15 protein-coding genes are annotated in these 18,027 nt (G+C 54.6%); 10 read left to right on the forward strand and 5 right to left on the reverse strand.

Going from position 1 to position 18,027, the window contains the following annotated elements:
• Positions 1-77: 77 nt before the first annotated feature.
• The 4 genes from DOCECA_RS09165 to DOCECA_RS09180 all read left to right on the forward strand — a co-directional run bounded on the left by DOCECA_RS09165 (position 78) and on the right by DOCECA_RS09180 (position 2,100).
• Complete coding sequence (locus DOCECA_RS09165) at positions 78-809, forward strand: metallophosphoesterase (protein ID WP_445571805.1); 732 nt, start codon at positions 78-80, stop codon at positions 807-809.
• A gap of 177 nt (positions 810-986) precedes the next feature.
• Positions 987-1,118, forward strand: coding sequence for a hypothetical protein (locus DOCECA_RS09170; RefSeq protein WP_256576552.1), 132 nt, complete (start codon positions 987-989; stop codon positions 1,116-1,118).
• 194 nt (positions 1,119-1,312) lie between these two features.
• Entirely contained in the window at positions 1,313-1,810 is a 498-nt protein-coding gene (locus DOCECA_RS09175; protein ID WP_445571806.1) for a hypothetical protein, read from the forward strand.
• An 83-nt stretch (positions 1,811-1,893) separates the two neighbouring features.
• Complete coding sequence (locus tag DOCECA_RS09180; RefSeq protein ID WP_281881656.1) at positions 1,894-2,100, forward strand: hypothetical protein; 207 nt, start codon at positions 1,894-1,896, stop codon at positions 2,098-2,100.
• A 57-nt stretch (positions 2,101-2,157) separates the two neighbouring features.
• Here the strand turns inward: DOCECA_RS09180 and DOCECA_RS09185 are convergent, their stop codons facing one another.
• Complete coding sequence (locus DOCECA_RS09185) at positions 2,158-2,961, reverse strand: hypothetical protein (RefSeq protein ID WP_445571807.1); 804 nt, start codon at positions 2,959-2,961, stop codon at positions 2,158-2,160.
• Between the two features lie 344 nt (positions 2,962-3,305).
• Here DOCECA_RS09185 and DOCECA_RS09190 point away from each other — a divergent pair, with 344 nt between their 5' ends.
• The 5 genes from DOCECA_RS09190 to DOCECA_RS09210 all read left to right on the forward strand — a co-directional run bounded on the left by DOCECA_RS09190 (position 3,306) and on the right by DOCECA_RS09210 (position 10,888).
• Complete coding sequence (locus DOCECA_RS09190; protein ID WP_445571808.1) at positions 3,306-3,635, forward strand: hypothetical protein; 330 nt, start codon at positions 3,306-3,308, stop codon at positions 3,633-3,635.
• A 264-nt stretch (positions 3,636-3,899) separates the two neighbouring features.
• Complete coding sequence (locus tag DOCECA_RS09195; protein WP_445571809.1) at positions 3,900-5,006, forward strand: AAA family ATPase; 1,107 nt, start codon at positions 3,900-3,902, stop codon at positions 5,004-5,006.
• A gap of 278 nt (positions 5,007-5,284) precedes the next feature.
• Entirely contained in the window at positions 5,285-8,131 is a 2,847-nt protein-coding gene (locus tag DOCECA_RS09200; protein ID WP_445571810.1) for a UvrD-helicase domain-containing protein, read from the forward strand.
• A gap of 232 nt (positions 8,132-8,363) precedes the next feature.
• Entirely contained in the window at positions 8,364-8,984 is a 621-nt protein-coding gene (locus tag DOCECA_RS09205) for a hypothetical protein (protein ID WP_445571811.1), read from the forward strand.
• Positions 8,984-10,888 carry a caspase family protein gene (locus tag DOCECA_RS09210; protein ID WP_445572155.1) on the forward strand — a complete coding sequence of 635 codons (1,905 nt, stop codon included), beginning with the start codon at positions 8,984-8,986 and terminating at the stop codon, positions 10,886-10,888. The genes DOCECA_RS09205 and DOCECA_RS09210 overlap by 1 nt, the downstream gene beginning before the upstream one ends.
• A gap of 64 nt (positions 10,889-10,952) precedes the next feature.
• Here DOCECA_RS09210 and DOCECA_RS09215 read toward each other — a convergent pair whose 3' ends face one another.
• Complete coding sequence (locus DOCECA_RS09215; protein ID WP_445571812.1) at positions 10,953-11,450, reverse strand: hypothetical protein; 498 nt, start codon at positions 11,448-11,450, stop codon at positions 10,953-10,955.
• 160 nt (positions 11,451-11,610) lie between these two features.
• Positions 11,611-12,384, reverse strand: coding sequence for a hypothetical protein (locus DOCECA_RS09220; RefSeq protein WP_314399582.1), 774 nt, complete (start codon positions 12,382-12,384; stop codon positions 11,611-11,613).
• Between the two features lie 241 nt (positions 12,385-12,625).
• Between DOCECA_RS09220 and DOCECA_RS09225 the strand changes: the two genes are divergently transcribed.
• Entirely contained in the window at positions 12,626-13,264 is a 639-nt protein-coding gene (locus tag DOCECA_RS09225; RefSeq protein ID WP_445571813.1) for an HAD family hydrolase, read from the forward strand.
• Positions 13,265-13,373: 109 nt separating this feature from the next.
• Here DOCECA_RS09225 and DOCECA_RS09230 read toward each other — a convergent pair whose 3' ends face one another.
• A complete protein-coding gene (locus tag DOCECA_RS09230) occupies positions 13,374-15,248 on the reverse strand; it encodes a UvrD-helicase domain-containing protein (RefSeq protein WP_445571814.1) in 1,875 nt (624 codons plus the stop codon).
• Positions 15,245-17,542, reverse strand: coding sequence for an AAA family ATPase (locus DOCECA_RS09235; protein ID WP_445571815.1), 2,298 nt, complete (start codon positions 17,540-17,542; stop codon positions 15,245-15,247). The genes DOCECA_RS09230 and DOCECA_RS09235 overlap by 4 nt, the downstream gene beginning before the upstream one ends.
• Positions 17,543-18,027 lie beyond the last annotated feature (485 nt).

The following is an 18,027-nucleotide window of genomic DNA, read 5'->3' on the forward strand; positions in this document are numbered from 1 at the left end:
TTCCGCTCGGACATGCGGTGAATCGGGGTTGACTCTGCAAGCCACACCCATGCAGCAAGGCCAAAACCACAATTCCCATGAAAGTCCTCATCTACTCAGATCTGCATAACGAATTTGACCGGTTCATCCCACCAGATGTGCCGGCGGATTTGGTGGTGCTCGCCGGCGACATTGATCTACAAGCAAGAGGCGTTTTGTGGGCAAATGAGACCTTCAAGGCCCCAGTTGTTTACTGCGTAGGCAACCACGAGTGCTACAAAGGGCATCTTGATCGAACAATCGAGAAGATGAAAGCTGCGGCCGCCCCCCACGTGCACGTGATGGAGAACGAAGCCTTGACCCTGGGAAACGTGAGGTTCCTGGTGGGTACTGCGTGGACGGATTTTTCAGCCACGGGCAATACGGTCGCTGCGTCGATGGAATGCAGCCGTGTGATGAACGACTTCAAAATGATCAGGGCCGACTCGAATTACCGGCGCCTGCGGCCGGCCGACCTCATTGCCAAGAACCACGCCACGCGGGGGTTTCTTAGCCAGGAGTTGAGCCGGCCATTCACGGGGAAAACATTTGTCGTCACTCACCATGCCCCAATGGCTGAGGTAGCGGGCGATGAGCAGGATGGGCATGTCAGCGCTGCGTACTACAACAGATGGCACTCCTTGGTGGAGCGGGCCGACTATTGGGCGTTCGGCCATACCCATTACTCCATCGACACCGTATTGGGCGGGTGCCGACTGGTGTCGAACCAACGAGGTTATCCAGGTGAAGTCTGCGGATTTGACCCAGGCAAAATCATTGAAATTGTATGAGGTATGGAGAACAGCGTGAGTGCCTGTGAATTGATCGAACTCCCAACAGGGGTTGTACGGGCGAGCACCATAGGGTGGGGCGTGACCGTCGATGGTTATTTAGTAAACGCAGCGCGGGTAGGCGATCGCTACGCGGCCACTGTCTACAGAGACCAGTCAGGAACGATTAGCGATGGCATGACTGTCGTTACTCCATCGGTTCGCGCTGTCGAGCAGCGCGGCGGCTTCACGCTGGTGCGTAGCCGGAGCGGCGATGATCACTATGTCATCGTCACCGAGCTTCCGGAACGTGATGCTGGAGACGCTTGAAGCCACTGTGCTGCAGTACCAGCGCGGGGCAGGGGGCTAGATCCACGAGGCAGGCTGGCTGACTAGTTGTATCAGTATCTGAACTTTTGTGATTGGCAATCTATGTCATGCACTAAGGGCGCACTTGCCTGTCACGAAACTTTTATACAGCTAACTTCCAGCAGATAACGTTCCACAAATATTTAAGGAAAGGTATGTCGGAACTCAAAAAAATTACAGTTATTGTCAAGAATTTCAGTCTGAAAGCGAGCGGAGATATTGACGCGCTTTTTACAATGGTGCGATGCGAAGATGAGGAAGGAAATACTTACCACTTCAAAGAGGTTGTGATGCTGAACTACCTCAAGAGACATGGTGCGATGACTACTGATACCCCCATAACTTGGTTCTTCAAGCATTTAGGAAAAAAATCAATCGTGCTTGTGGCATTTGAAAAGGGCAATGGGAAGGTTGAGTACGACCTTGATCATATGCGACTCGTTGCCAAATCGACCTTCCTGAAGGGCATTGTGTACGGGTTGGCGGCAGTACCCGCAGGTGTGATTGTTGGCACAGCCACGTACGGTATTGGTTTGCTGCTTATTCCTGTGTTCCTTTTTTACAGCTACAGGAATATTTTCAAACTCCCGAAAATGCTGCGCCGCAAGACCTTGATCAGTGATTTAGCATCTCATGGTGTTGTCGTGCAGTGATGACGAGTGCGTCGCACAGGCATTGGTTTGCGCAGTTGCACATGGGCCGACCTGGGCCGCTAAGCAAACCGATCGACGGGTACTTGGCGGGTCTGAACGACGTCCGCCGGTACGACCTTGCGCGAACGCTGGAATACTCAACCATCGGTGACAAGGAAGCGATCGGGGAGTTACTCACCGACTTCATCAAGCAGAAGGGCGCCGATGAGGTGATGATCGATTACAGGATTTATGACCCTGTCGCACGCTGCCGCTCCTATCAGTACGCTGCGGAAGCGATCTCGTACTAGCTTGCAACCAAAATGCGGAGGAATTCGCGCCCTCTTGAATTCCTCTGAGGTACTTGCTCAGACTAACCTGTCGCGCCGGTAAGCGCCGGACACTGCGTAGAGGAGGGTGTCAAGCTCTGCACTGGTCGCAAACCGGGCTTCAAATTCCCCTGTTTCACCAGCGAACACGTACTCCGCACACTGGCAATCCTCTTCACCCTCATCGCAGTTTATGCACGTGGGGTTGCAAGCGTTGATCAGGGCATCAATCGGGTCGTCGTCATCGATCCCGCTGTGCGCTCCGAAATCCATGTCTTCCATACCGCCTCGGGCGAACTCCGCTACTGCCTCCTCGTCTTCGAAGTGCCAAGTGCATAGGGCTTCCAAGACCGGAAGAAGCACGACTCGGACGTAGTCAAATCGAAATCCGTCAAGGAGGCAAAGGATCCTGCCGTCGTCCTCGACTAAGCATTCGAAGCTGACCTGGCCGTACTGCTGAATTAATTCCTCATAGCGCTTCGGCTCAATGCGTATATGTTTCATGGCGTTGTTTACTGCATCCACTAGCGTCATCTTTCCGCCCTGGATCCGAGCACCAGCAACTGCATATTCAGCGTCAAACACCTGGATCAGAGCTCCCCGGCCCTCCTTTAAACCGAGCGCGCGCCGGATAGCGATGATGTAGTCGATAGCGTGTGCGGCGCAGAGATTGGCCCCGATAACCTGATGCAGCTTCAGGCTGCGGTTATCAGAGTGGCTTCTGAGCTCTTCAAAAACGGGGACGAGGAGTGTGTCCAAGTACTTAAGATAATCGGCGCAGGCGCTCCTGCAGGTCTCTGAAAATTCGTGATCCAGGCTGGCGATCGCGGTGCTTTTGCTCATTGAGTGCTTATGCTCAGCTTCGGGAAGTTGTAATCGTGATTGTACACCGGGGCCATAGGGTGGGAGTGGGGGCACGTGTGGCGGATAGACGACTGTCTACAAGTTGGTAGACGACTGGTCAGTTTGTAGTAAACGTCCAATGCTGCCCACACGATCCGGAAGCATGACTACGCATGGCGCATCGCGATCGGTCTCTCAATCCAGAAATCTGCGCATGCTGCGCAGCTAGCCGGGCTCTGACGAGCAGCCTGGTTGAGCGTCACCCCCGTGAGCATCGCCGATAGCCGTGTGCAGCAATCCTAGTAGAATCTGCTTATCTAAAGATGACCCCGCCGAGAATTACGATGACTTCAGATCTAAGTGAAGAGGAAATGCGCAGGGCGCTTTTTGGTGATGCTGAGCCCGCACCGCCGGTGACGCCTCCACCAGTGCCGGAGGCGACTGGTGAACTCGTGTTCGAGAAACCGAAGGCGTCTTTGCAGAAGAAGGCGGCAAAGGCCTTCACACCCAGGTTGCAAGTGACCCTGATGGTCGGCAACGAATACGAAGGTAAGATGTTTGAGTTGATCCATCAAGCCGACACCCTGAGCAAGTTGCTGGCGGAGCAGGAGGCGGTGAAGGCTGCCCGGAAGAAATTTCGCTACGTCGAGGTGGTGGACGTTAAGTCGATGTAGTCGCTGACGCCGGCATGATCACCTGATGCTCGGTGGTTTGAGCCTGAGTGATTGTCCACGTGCGACGCTGGCCCACATCAGGGTGGTCAGGTTCATCTCCATCCCTTCTTCCATCCTCTTACGAGATCAATCCAACGATCACGCTTGGTACTCTGCCCTCGACTAATTTAGTGCCCTTTGCGCGCGAATCCTGCGGAACTCTGTGCCATCTTTTTTCTCGTCTCGCAAACCCTTAGGCTGTTTCGACAGACAAGGAGAATTGCTATGTCCCCACTGGCCACTGCGCTCATGAATTCCCGGATCGAACATTCGATGTCCAGATTCAGGGCCGCAGAATGCGCAGGCGTGAGCGAACGAACCTGGAGATATTACGAGCAGGGTCAGCGCTCACCGCGCAAAAGCGTCGTACGAAATTTTTTTGACCGATCGGGCATTTCGATGCCCTCGAACATCGCCAAGCTGCTTAAGGTTGCGCGATCAGCCCGCGTGCTGAGCATTACATCTCTCAAGGGAGGGGTCGGTAAGTCGCCCATTACCGTTGATGTAGCAGCATGTTTGGTGGAGCGAGGAAGCAACGTCGCAATCATTACGCACGACTGTTGTTATGAGGATGACGCTTCAAATGGGAAGCACCCCAAGGCCCATTCACTGGCTGCCGGTGTCGACTTCTTTGGCTATACAGACGTATTTTTTAGCGTGGCCGAAAAAAGCAGTTTCACCAAGCGACTGCGACACATCGTGGATCATGGATCCCCCATGGATCGCAGCGGACTGGAGTTCGAAATGGGTGGAACGCTGGGTTCAATGGTCGAAAGGATTGCATCCTCCAGAATGTTCAAGGACATCAAGGCTGACTATGACTATGTCCTGCTTGACCTCAATCTCAAGGTCGACCTCATTCGTGCCCATTCAGACCTGGTTGTGATCATTATCGACAGCGCATGCCATCAATCAGTGGATAGCGCCCAGCGATTGAATGTGCGATTGCTCACAAGCAAGGGCGGACGCCGTACACCGAGATGCTATGGGTTAGTCACGCGCAATGATGTCGGTGGCAGAAGCCAAGAATTAGAGGAGTTTTGTGGAGGCTTGGAGATTCCTCCTGCGCTGGTAGAAGGGCTGGAAGCAAAGCGGCTCAGCTCCAGTAAATTCCGAGAACATATTCTCAAGGACATCAAGTCCTTGCCTTTGACTCGCCTGATGACTCACTTGACCAACGCTCATGAAGTCGTGATCGACAAATACAACTATGACCAACCATTCATGGAGGGTTTTTCGTACTTCGATTCCGTCCTGGATATCTCTCCCGAATCGCATGCGGCGGACGAGATACGTCGATTGGCGGCAGAGCTCGTTGATTATCGGTTATAGCCATGCGTACGCCTGCAGATCGGCAACTGGAAGTTGATAGGGTCGTTAACCGAACCGCAGGGCACTGTGACTGATCACCATCGCTATGATCTGGCCGAAACTCATGATGCAGGGCTGCTCTGCCTTCAACCCACTCTATGATCCATCAGGGTGGCTCATTAGGGTCGGTGTTTAATTTTGGGCCGTTGGGGCCGGATCTTTTTTAAGGTATGAATGACGATCCCACAGGGGCACGAGCAATTGTTCGCTCGCGATCAATCGTCGTAACGGAGGAAGGTTTGAGTAAGGAATACGTTTGGGGCCCTTCGTTTTTCGGCCGAATACTGTCGATGTCACCACCATGGTCACTGCGTCTTGCAGACGGTTTTTTTGAGCTGGATGTTCATGGCGAGCGCGTTGTGATTCGATCCGACGAAGTATCCAGCATGCAAGCGACAAGAGGTCTGTTCTCGGGCCGAGTGAGTTACCCGGGCGGCAGCGTAGGCGGGTTACCGAAAGCTTCAGTTTCGGGGCTCAACGCGGTCATAAAAGATGTCACCAAGGCCCACGACCGATTGCGCGAGGAGACGCTGCGTGAGGCCGAGAAACGCACCCTGGCGCGGCATGAACGCTTTCGAATCGCGTACATGCAGATTCGAGACTGGCTTGGGGAAGCTGCTCGTATCTTCAATGATGCGATGGCCCAGCGGCGATGGGTAACTCATGAGCAGCAGATGGGTTTGCAGGCAACCAGGCCAAGATTGGGAATCCCTGAGACAGATTTGAATGAGCTACTTCAAGACCATGACTTGAGGGTTGCTCTTCGCATTCGCCTTGAAGATATCGAGCGCGTGCTTACTTTTTGGCGAGCGGACTGGAGCATTAAGTGGCGCGAGTTCAACAAAGAACACATCAAACGAGAACTCGTTGCTTGTGAACCGCTCCTGTCAAAGGTCGAAAAGCGGCCTCTGAACGATGAGCAGGCGCGGGCGGTGATCTGCTTTGATAATCGCGTTCTGGTTGCGGCCTCAGCGGGCTCCGGCAAGACCTCTACCATGGTTGCCAAGGCAGCGTACGCGATTGATCGAGGTTTTTTTCAGCCAAAAGAAATCGTCATGCTGGCCTTCAACAAGGATGCAGCCAAAGAGCTGGCGGAGCGCGCTGAGGAGTCATTCAAGCGGCTGAAGATGGAGGGCGTCACGGTACGCGCCAAGACGTTCCACCGGCTCGGCCTCGCCATCATTGGCTATGCCACCAAAAAGAAACCACGAGTTCCTGAGTGGGTTGTAAAAGAGCCGTTGGCATTTAAGAAGCTGGAGGAATTGGTCGATCATCTCAAGGACAACTCGGTGGCATTCCGCAGTCGCTGGGATCTGTTCCGCCTAGTGTTCGGTCGGGATCTTCCCGACTTTAAATCCATGAAAGCACCTCCAAAGGCCGGGACAAAAGCTGGCCGGCTCAATCCGATCCAAGGTGATCCGGTGAAGAGCCTGGAGGAGTGCATGATTGCGAACTGGCTCCACTATAACGGTGTCGAGTACGTCTATGAGCGCCCCTACGAGCATGACACGGCTACTGCGACTCATAGCCAGTACCGTCCTGACTTTTACTACCCAAAGATTGGCCTGTATCACGAGCATTTTGCTTTGGACGAGCAGGGACAGCCACCGGGGCACTTCGAGGGGTATCTGCAAGACGCGCTATGGAAGCGCGCGCTGCACCGTGAGCGTGGTACCCATCTGATCGAAACAACATCGCACCAAATCCGACAGAACACGTGGGTTGAACATCTCACGCAGGAACTCACCAGCCGGGGGATTGAGCTCGACCCAAACCCTGATCGTCCCGTTCCCCCAGACCGCCAGCCGCCGCTATCCACTACCAAGCTGATTGGTCTCATCCGCACCTTCATCGCCCATGTCAAAAGTAACTGCCTGACGGAAGATGAGTTGCTCAAGCGGGTGGATGAGCTTCCTATGGGGTTGTTCAAACATCGCTACAAGATGTTCCTCGACATATTCTGGCCGGTTATGGAAGCGTGGAACAATGCCCTCAAGGATGATAACGGTCTCGATTTCGAGGACATGCTGGTGCAGGCCGCCGAGCATGTGGAGCAGGGCAGATGCGTACCGAACTTCCGGTTGGTCATGGCCGATGAGTTTCAAGACGCATCAAAAGCGAGAGCGCGCCTTTGTCGGGCGCTGGTGAGCGTCCCGGGTCGCCACTTCTTTGCTGTCGGCGACGACTGGCAATCCATCAACAGATTCGCCGGCGCTGACGTGTCGGTGATGACTGAGTTCAGGGAGTACTTTGGATCTGGTCAGTTGTTGAAGCTGGAGCAGACCTTCAGGTGCCCCCAGGCTTTATGTGACGTATCCAGCCGCTTCGTGAGTAGAAACCCGGTGCAGCTGACTAAGACGGTGTACTCGAAGACTCCCGCTGTGGGGCCTGCGCTTAAGGCGGTAATGGTGCCGGATGCAGATAGTATTGATCACGGCATCAACAGCTTCCTGGAAAGCCTGGTAGCTGGGCTGAAAGATGGTACGATCCCTAAAGCAGATGACCGGTTGATCAAGGTTTGCATTCTCGGAAGGTACAACAAAGAGATCAAATTCGTCCCCGGCAACTGGAAGGCGCGCTTCGGTCAATTTATTGAAGTGTCATTCTTAAGCGTACATCGCTCCAAGGGTACCGAGGCTGACTACGTGATCTTGCCATCGATGGTGAGCATGAAGCGTGGCCGCAGCTTCCCCAGCACCATGACTGACGACCCAGTCCTTGGTCTCGTCATGCCCAATGGGGATTCTTATCCGTTCGCAGAAGAGCGCCGCCTCTTTTACGTTGCGTTGACCCGGGCTAGACGTACAGTGGTGATGTACACCGTTGCGAGCAAGGTCTCGATTTTCATAAAGGAACTGGCGAGCGACAGTGCGCTTCAGGTTGAGGACGTACACGGAGCTCCGGTCAGGCTCCATCCATGCCCCCGTTGCTGCGTCGGCGACTTGGTCGTGCAGGAGAGCAAGAACGGCCCGTTCGTTCGATGCACCAACTTCCCGGAGTGCGATTACAAGCCTCCCAAGAAAAAGCCCGTGAAGAAAGCTCGGTATACAGGCAATCGATACGGCAAAAAAAGGTTCCGCGTGTAGCGGGCCTCAAAACCAGAAGGTTGGAGGCAAGGCGACTCGGGCGCGCAGGAGAGCTTGAGTTGCTTTCAGCCTTCAATTTCCATCCATTGCCACCCCTTCATTCCATGGAGGTTGTTCAGCGCATTGAGTGGAGGATTGGTCATACTATTGCCATGCCACGAAGAGGGAGCTGGAAAGATCTCTCTGAATCATGGCGTCTAATAATTCGCGCATGGTCAGTCAGGAGTCAGACATGAGGGATAAAGCCCATCCTTTCCCCTTTGATGCGCAAGCAGAAATCGTCATGAAGACGTTCATGCAAGCCACCGGAGAAAAACTCAACCGGGCACAAAGACAGGTCAGTGGAGGAGATAACGTCCAGCGATTCAGTCACGGTGGTTCGTGGCAGTCGCACCACAGTTACGATCCTGATCGCGTCGACCAGATGCAGACGATCGAGCACGAAACAAGATTGCGCTTTGAGGACATCATGGGGGGGCGGCTAGACGTCATTGAAAGCACGGTTGATGAAATATCCAGCAGCATGGCCGACAGCTACGCCAAGGCGTTCTACAAGATGCTCTCCGACACCTGCGAAGAGCATGGCAATGTCATCGATGGTTCCGCGTCCAGCCTTGGCGAACAGATGCTCAAGGCTATCGAAACAGTCGAATACTCGGTTGATCGGGATGGTCAGGTATCGCTTCCAGAATTTCGCATGCATCCCAACCTCGCGAAGCGCCTTAACACGGATCCCTCGCTGTATGACCCAGAATTGCTCGCCAGGGTCGAGGAGGTGAAGAAGATCAAAATCACCCAGGCGTTGGCAGCAGAAGCCGCGCGAAAATCTAAATTTCGTAGTAGGGGCGAATGATGGGCGCCAGGGTTTTGCTGTGCATCGGTTGTGACAATTACCAATCTCCATCGCTCAGCCAATTGTCCGGGGCTGAGCATGACGCGATCTCAATCCACTCTGCACTCTCGATAGGGCCCTTGAGTCGCATCCAGTCAGAGGACGCGTACTTGCTACGCTCTCCTGTCAGGAGTCAGTTGGATGCAATGCTGCTTGAGATTCAGGACAAGTACGATGAAATCGACAGCTTCACGCTATTTTTCGCCGGGCATGGCGGTGAGGCCAACGACAGCTATTTTCTCTGCCTCAGCGACACCCGTGCAGATCGTCTCTCCACCACGGGTTTTGCGCTCAGTCGACTCTTCGAATACTTTAACGAACTCAAAGCTGCCCACTGCAATGTGATCATTGATGCGTGCCACGCCGGTGGCATGGTGTCCAACCTCGGTATCTTGCTCAAGCCTGAAGTGATTGGTAAGGCCAAGACATTTGGCGTGTCGTTTTTTGTATCGTCAGCGGCAGATCAGTACGCCAGCGAAACCAGTCAAGGCGGGTGTGGAACCCTTGCACTGCTCAAAGTGTTGAGTGGCGAGATCGATACCGGATCGCGAGCGGGCGTTCTCGATTTACTGGATATTGGTCGACCAGCTGCACAGTTCGTGTCGGAGCAGACCCGGGGAGGACAGATGCCATCCGTGTGGGGCGTCAACCTATACGGTCATATGCCGCTGTTCGGCAATCCGCATGCTTCCGACAATCCCGCGTCCTCTTTGTTGGGGATTACAGGCATCTCCCCCGTGTCCCCGGCCGGACAAGCCATCAGTGCTCATTCCGCCGAGCTGTACAAGCTGATGTTTGCCCCGGAACATGAACTCACCGCCGAAAAGCTTTTTCCTGTCCTTTCCACGTGCGTTGATCGCCTGGCCGACATACCCAACGCAGCCGGCGCGTTTATCGGCGGCATTTGGCAATCCTTGGAGAAGGGTGCAGGGCGCCACACCAATAGCTTTTCTCGGGTCGAACTGAGCGCAACGTGCGTAGCGCTGCTCCTTCAGTCGTCCCAGAAGGACAATGCCTCTCGCGACTGCATTCTGGGACTCGCTCACGAGATCGTTACAGAGATTGAGTACCGGCTGTGGGACATCGTCAATGGGCTTCGAGAAAATCCTTGTTCGCTGTCACGGCATGGCATCCCCGATCTGTTCTACCTCCCGCAGCGCATTTCTCGGATTTTAGGCTGGGCAGGCGCAGCTGTGCACTTGGCTCGGGAGCTTGGTGTCAGTGACGCTAATCTCAGAGAGGCTCTGGAGCAAATGAGTGCCCCCCTGGTGGAGCACTACGCTAGCGCCTGTGCGGGCATGAGTGAAGACGAAGCACCGTACTGGGCCGCCTTCCTTACTGCCATTAATACGGATGACGCGAATGGCCTTGGGGAATTGGTCGTCAGTACGCTGACTAACGCGCTCGTTGAGCACGAGGGTCGACTTGCCCAGCCGATGTTGTCGGCAGAGAACGTTTTCGGCTATCTCAAAGCACGCGCCGACAAAGATCCCGCCGAGTTGAAGCGTTTGAGCAGCTCACCCTCGGAGACCTTGGCGCTTGTCCTGCTCATCAGCCGTCGTCATTCCCTTGAGGAAGAGCTGGATTACAACCTGGCAAGCCTCGATCACGCACACCTCAACATCTTCCTTCCGCAAAGCTACCTGGAGTTCAGCCAGCCATTCGTTCGTAATGGTATAAATCACGTCTTCCAGGTCGGCCAGAAGGTATGGAAGGTGGCGGATGTCGTGCAGCGCTGGGAGGAAGCATGCAGGCCCCAGATGCTTCAGGATACATCGCTGCAAAATCCTGCAACGCGGATCGGTGCCATCTGCGCATCACTGATCTTCCCCGATCGAGTGCCATGGTTTCTGCTCAGCGACTGATGACCTGAAACGCAGTTGAGGCTTATGAGTCCGGTCAACCGGTGGGTTAGCAGTAATTGCCTGCTCAGTCCCCCAGATCAGGCCTCAAGATTCTGCGTATGGCGCAAAGTTGCAGACTTACCTCGTGCAAGCGTGAGTTGAAACTGTCCAGGAGCACATCGGTCACTTCGAAGTATTTGCCTTGACTGTCCTTGCGGCGATGGAGGATCTGCTCACCCTCAGGATTGGTGATGGGGTAGGCATGGACAATGTCTGAGCGTTCGGCGTTCATCGCCTGAAACAAGTCAGCCGCCAATTGTCCGGGTGCGACGACATCGGGGTAGGACAGAGCCCCTTTCTCCACTGCCTTTCGAAAGGCGTTAAGCAAGCCTGCGCCCATCTGCTCCTCAAGCTTCGTCCGGTTCAAAGTGGGATCAAGGTGGCAGGTAACCTCGGCCATGAAACTGGCGATCGAGGCGAAACCGTACAAGGCAATACCCAAACGAAACAGGTAGGTATTGCTACGAGGTAAGGCCACGCGGCCTAGGCTTTTAATAGCGTCGAATTCTGCATCAGTGCTCATGGTTTACATATTCCTAGCCACCTCCAGTAGGCGGCAATTGTTTGATCATTCAGCGATGCATGATGCGCGCGTTTTCAGGAGCCTAGGTGATCCCTAGAATGGCTACTCTGTAAATGACAACTGTGCATCAACTATGCACAAGTCGCAGCTGGGACGCTTGCTAAACGTCCTTGAACCAGAGAATACACTGCCAAACTCCAACACCAATCCCGATCAGCGCGCCGACGAGGGCAATCGCTTTCGCTGATCTGCCTTCGAAAATACGGTCAAGCGCAACGCCGAAACCTCTTGAAGCGGTTCTAAGTTTTCCGGTTACCATTTTCCGGATGGTGGAGTTCAGAAACCCTACCTTTGACAAGGTTGAGTTATGCATCCTGATGAACTCTTTGTTTTCGAAGGCCTGGATCTCCTCTTTGCCCTCAAGAAAATGCCGGGGAATGCCACCGTTGAGCTCCATCAGGGATTTCATTTTGGGGTGATGCGCATAATCAGAGCCATAGCGGTCGGCCAGTAGGTCATTCAAATTCAGCCGGCGCTCCACGGGGATGACGGACGCATCCCTTCCGCCTAATGCTCGGTACCGATGCTCAAGGTGTTCGAATCCGTAGGTAAGGTTTCGCATATTCCAGTGCACCCAGTACTTGTCGCGCCTGTCACGGACGAACTGATAAAAACCGGTTAGCAACTGGAGCTCTACCGCGTCGAAATTCCCGAGAACGTCCTCACGCCCGATTCGAAGCTCTTCAGCGATGGAATGCGTCGAAAAACTAACGGCCTGACCGGTCGCGTAGTGCGTAATGGCAATGGAGGTGATGCGGGGAGAGAGGCCTTCGTTATCGTCGTACAGGCTCTGGCAGGAGTAGTGAATGGTGTAGAAAATCTGAGGGGCCTTCTTGACCTCTCGGATGAATGCGCCGCTATCCGTAATGCTCATTGACTCTACTCACGGTCAGTCGTGCGTCGAGGCAGATTACTCAACGCTTTCACGCCGATGATGGAGTGGAAATCTATTCCCTGCAATAACGCACGTTGCGGTGTGGCTCGCCGGCGATAGGGGTACTGACGTCACTTCAAGTCGCCATGAGTCACTGCTCGCTGTCGCAAGCCTCGGTTCGCTGATCCGCACCACTGGCACCCGTAGTATGCTTGGAGCCTGATCCTAAGTCGGGGACATCATGACGATCAAAGCAGTGATTTCGGATGCGTTCGGAACAATCCTTTCCAGCCAGGCATCGGTTCAACCTTATCGCCTGTTGTTCAAGGAGGGGCTTCGCCAAGGACGACGTTCCACGCCAAATGATGCCCGTCTCGTAATGACGCTGGATTGCGGCCTTGAGGGCGCGGCGGAGCACCTGGGTATCCATCTGTCTCAGGGGCGTCTGGCTGAAATTCAGGCAGTGCTGGATACCGATTTGGCCAGCATGGAACCCTATGCGGATGCTTTGACCGGCATCGAATTGCTGCAAAAACACAGCGTGGCCATCGCCATATGCTCAAATCTCGCTCAGCCCTATGGTGCAGTCGTAAGTAGCCTGTTCCCCAACCTTGATGTCTACGCATACAGCTATCAACTGGGCTTCCTCAAGCCCGAGCCTCAGATCTACAAATGGGCGTGTGATCAACTGGGAGTCAACCCAGGTGCCGCGTTCGGATCCGGGGACGTGGTGCATATGATCGGCGACTCGATCCGATGTGATCGTGATGGCCCAACGGCCGTGGGCATCGCAGGCCACCACCTCGGTCGTAGGGGAGCCGGGCAGATGACGAGCCTACTGGAGTTCGCTGAGATGGTTGTCCTGAACAACAGCCATTGATTTGAGATACAAGCCGTGGACAGAACGGCGTGGGCTGGGCCCGTCAACGGTCAGCGCTCTCCGCTAGCGCATCGGGGTGCGCGAGGCGGAGAGGGCCCAACCTAGCGGCTCAGATGATCTCTATCTCGTCTGCTTCGAGCCAACGAGCCTCGACTACGCGCTCTTTGGCGATTTCCGGTTGAGCTGTATAAACCACAATCGCCAGGCTTTTCTCTGCCCGGCTGCAGGTGACGTAAAGCAGGCGGCGCGTTCGGGATAGCGCATCATCCTTTCCAGCGCGCTGATTTTTGATATCACTGTCGGACGGAGCCTTAACGCCCAACAGTTTTTCGTAGCTGAAGAGGAACCCTCCGGCCTCTTCATCATTGAGAATCACCATGACTCGTGGAAACTCCAAGCCTTTGACACCCTGGTGAGTATCGAAGGGTGACAAGCCCTGAGCGTATCCAGCGAATGCCACCATTTCAGAATATCGGCGTCCCAACAGGATACGGTAGGCGTGTACTTCAAGTGCTTCACGATCAGCTGTCTCGGGCGGTTCTTCATCAGTCACACCCTGTGCCAGGGCAGCTACGAGACGATCGGGTATTTCGAGTAGACCTGTTTCCGCCAGCACCAGCACGACATCGGCCAAAGATGGATCATTGCCTGCAACCAAATCGCACAAGGTTTGGCAACCGGCACCGACTTGTTGAAGTAACCCCAACTGATCAGGGGCCGCTTTCATGTGCTCACTGTCGAGGAGAGGTGATCTCATCCGCACAGCTTCCATGAGTGCGAATTCGCTGCTCCTGGCGCCGTCCAAAATCGGCATTACCCCGTCGAAGAACAATTTGAGAATCGGCAGCGTTCCATCCAGCAGGCTGGTACGCAGGTGCTCAACTGCGTAAAGAGGAGTAAAAATGCCCTCAAATCCTAGGCGCCGACCGGCCATTTTGTGCTCAAGGATCAGTGTTTTGCGCTCAGATGCTCCTGCTGCCCACTGCTCATCGCCTGTAATTTGCGCCATTCGTTGAGCAATCTGGCTCTCCAACTCAAAGCCGCCATTTGCAGGTTGCCGGGTACAGAACATGCGCACTGACCCTTGAATCGCACCAGGCTTTGGATCCTGTTGATGATCATCGGCGGCGCTGCGGATGACGTTGATGAGCTCCACTACCCTCGTTGGACACCTTCTATTTACTGGCTTTTCGGGGGTGGCCCACTCGGCGGGTATTGCCTGTTCCAGTTGCTCTTTACCATCGTTGTAAATCCGCTGCATGGTGTCGCCCAATAGCCCAAGACAAAACCGATTCGGGATCAGCGATTGAGCGGTCAGGAACGCGTCCATGAGAGGGCCGTAGGTGTCCTGGCTTTCGTCAATTAGAAGTACAGGATGCTGATCGGCCATCACGTCCAGCAAAGGTGGACGCTGGATAAATGCAGCCGCCATCTGAATGACCTCGGCGTGGTTCAAGGCTTGGCGTCCCCGATTTTCTCCGGTGGGGCTATAGGTGAAGCTGAGAACCTCATCTAACCCCGCAAGTCGGCGCGTTTTACTCTCTAGAGATGCACGATTGGCGCGAGCGGTTTTATTGTTGGGATCCCGAGCTTTTGCGATTTTGTCTTTCAGTTCCTCGATGCTTTCAGCGAGTTTGGTGCGAAGCCAATCGCGAATGTCGTCATTGAAACCTTGGATCATTCGCCATGAAAATGCGTGGATGGTTGAAACGACCACTAAGGGATCATGCTCCAGCCGGCGAGCAATCTCCTCGCATGCTGCGTTGGTGTAGGTAATGATCGCAACCTGACGTCCTTCGAAGGTCAGTCTCTTTTGCGCGCGTGATTTCAGCTCCCTGACAGCGGTTACCAGAGAATGGGTTTTCCCCGACCCCGCGCCGGCGTAGAGGAAAAAACTACGTGGGTGATCCAGATCCAGGCATTCTCGGATAATGTCGTCAGCATCACGAATGGGGTTATCGCGCTCCGGCGCTGACGGACTCATTCTTCTGTCACCTCGACGATTGCGGGTGGAACCACCAGAAGGTCTTTGCGTTTGAGTTCCAGCTTCGACTGCAGCCAGGTCAGGCCTTCACGGATGTAAGTGGGAACCACGAGTTGACTGAATTCTGGATCGCCCAGGATCTCCAGGGCAAACTCTGCCTTGTCGCCTGTACGCAGCTTCTCGAACAACGCTTCACCCAGTACTTGAGCCGTGTCGGCGGTCTGGATGGCCTCGCTGAACGCACGCATCAGCCCACGACGTGATTTTCTAGCAAAACGCTCGACGTTGCTCAATACCAAGCTGTCCTCAAATGTATTGGGCAAGGCCTCGGTTTGTGCTCCGGTTTTTGGCAGACGAATGGTGATAGGGGTTTGGTAGGCGATTCTGATCGAATAGAGCGCATCGATCTCTTCCACCTTCTGCTCGGCAGGGAGGTCTAGCAATGTATCCACATCATGACCACGTCCAACCACGCGCATCCAGTGGCGGACGGTAGGGTTATTCGTGATTTGCCCGGCCCCCCGAGCAACTGGCTGTGCCGCCTTGGCTTTTCCTGCGTCGAGGTCAGTGATTACCAAGGTCGCAATCCCCAGGGCATCAATCAGTGGTCTGAGGCGATGAGCATGACTTCCGCCGATGTCGAGAATAGTGATGTAGCACTGGTCGAGGAACTTGAAATGCTGGCGCAGGAAATGGGGAAGGATCATGCGCTCCGCTGCGCCTTCGACCAGGATTACCGCGTCAGCGAAGAAAAGATCGGCATGATGCGCCCGGAGGTATCGTGTGACGAATTCCTTGGTCTTCCCGGGTTGGCCAAACACCGTGCTCAGGTTCGAGACCGTGGATACCGGTATCGGGATATTCGCCATCCCAGATGGGAGCCGCCGAAAGTAACGAAGGTGCTCGTACTCGATTTCATGCGCGACATGGCTTGAATGGGAACTCACAACCAGCTGACTTCTCAGGTTTGGAAACTCCTCAAGTAGAGGATCGTTGCACAGCACGTGGTACGCATGCTTGATGAAGGCTTGCTGCACTTGAACGTGCAGGTGAGCCTCAGGCTCTTCGACCAGTACGAGATGGATTGGCTCAACGTTGGCGGCGCTGCGCTCCTCAGGGGTACGAGATTTCCTAAGCCAGTCATCTCGAAACGCCATGAGACGGAATATCATGGAAATGAGGTTTTGGTAGCCAAGGCCATTGGATGTCTCGGGGAGGCTCAGGCGCGGTTCCCCTGGTGCTCCTGCGACAGAGTCCAACTCAAATAGTACAGCCGCCTCATGATCCATTCCGTCTGTTGGCGCGAGACGAGTTGCTACTTTGATGTTCGGGTCGCTGTTGTTCGGGTAGCCGAGGCCTGCGACCTCTCTCAGTGCTGGTGCAAAGCTGACAGAGAGCCTGCTGTCGAAGGCACTTTGAGCCGCCTCAATCGCCCGCAGTGCCTCTAGGTCATGCACATCCGGGCTATCACCGGGGTCAAGGTGGCGACGATAATAAGTGCGTAACTGTTCAGAAAGCTTCCTGCCGCTTCCGGGTTTACTTTCGTCTTGTCCCTCATCGGCGCTGTCCCCGAAACCGCGCTGCGCATTGATCTCGTGAACTCTGATCAAGTTAAGTAGGGGATTCCGCTCCAGCGGGATTGCCATATCACTCAGCGGCTGAAGATTGGCAGTCCTGGTTTCTGCGTTAGGTGGCGAAAGCTTATCTGGATCAAGGCGGTACCAACGCACTTTAAACGCCTTGGCCAAGCGCCGGTTGAGGTAGTCATGCAGGTTCTGCGGCCATAATTGGAGGGTCGGGCGCACTTGGCCATCCGCAGCCTGATTTTCAATTTCCTCCAGGAGTGTAGCGACCCGTGCCCGTTCTTTTCGGTAGTCGGAGTAGAGCGTTGGAAGATCATCAGGCTCCAGCCGAAATCGCATACCTACCATGCCGCCTGACCAGGAAAAATTCGGAATCAGGTCGCGGATGTGGTGGAGCTCGCCCTGAGCTGCTCGTATCCAAACGTCCAACGTTGGCAGCCACTTAGCCCAAGCGTTGGATGTTGGAATAGCGAAGCTGTCATCGGCCAGTTCCCACTCCTGGCCAATCGCATCGAGCGTGGCGATATGGCAGAGGGTGAGATCCTGCAGTCGGAACGTCGTCGGCTTAACCAAGAATTTGCGTAGTGCCAGCATTGCTGATGATTTACCGCTGTTGTTGGCGCCCACTAGAAGGGTGGCTTCGGCCGCCAAGTCGATTCTTACGGATTTGAGCTTACGGAAATTGGCAAGCTCCAGATGCTGGATACGCATTGGGTCGTCCCTGAGGTAAGGCGATGGCAGTGAGCCACCTTGAGTCAGGAAACTGTAGCTCATTAACCGGCGAATAGGCACCAAGGCCCTTGGTCTGGATACTATGATCCAACCAGTAGTCGCCTTTATCCTACCCCGAGAACATTTGTACTCTTGGGAGGCTTGTGGTGATAAACGATCTCATCGATTGCGACGGATTTGAGGATGGCGGCACGTCCTCGGCACTGGACTGCTGGAAGCATCAATCGCATATGCTCGCTGCGGAAATTGGCGAACTTCAGAACCAGCTTGTGCTCGCGCGTACGACATTCAGTCGTTGGTACGAATGCATACCGAGGTAACCATGCACCGAGATGCTCTTGCTCTGGAGGTAGTCCGCTTGGAATGGTTAGTGGGAGATAATTTCAGAAAGAAGATTAGCGCCACTAAACGTCCCCACAAATCTGACTGATGGGCAGGGCGCTCTTGACGGTCGACAATGTGTG

This window comes from Pseudomonas sp. E102 (assembly GCF_052660185.1).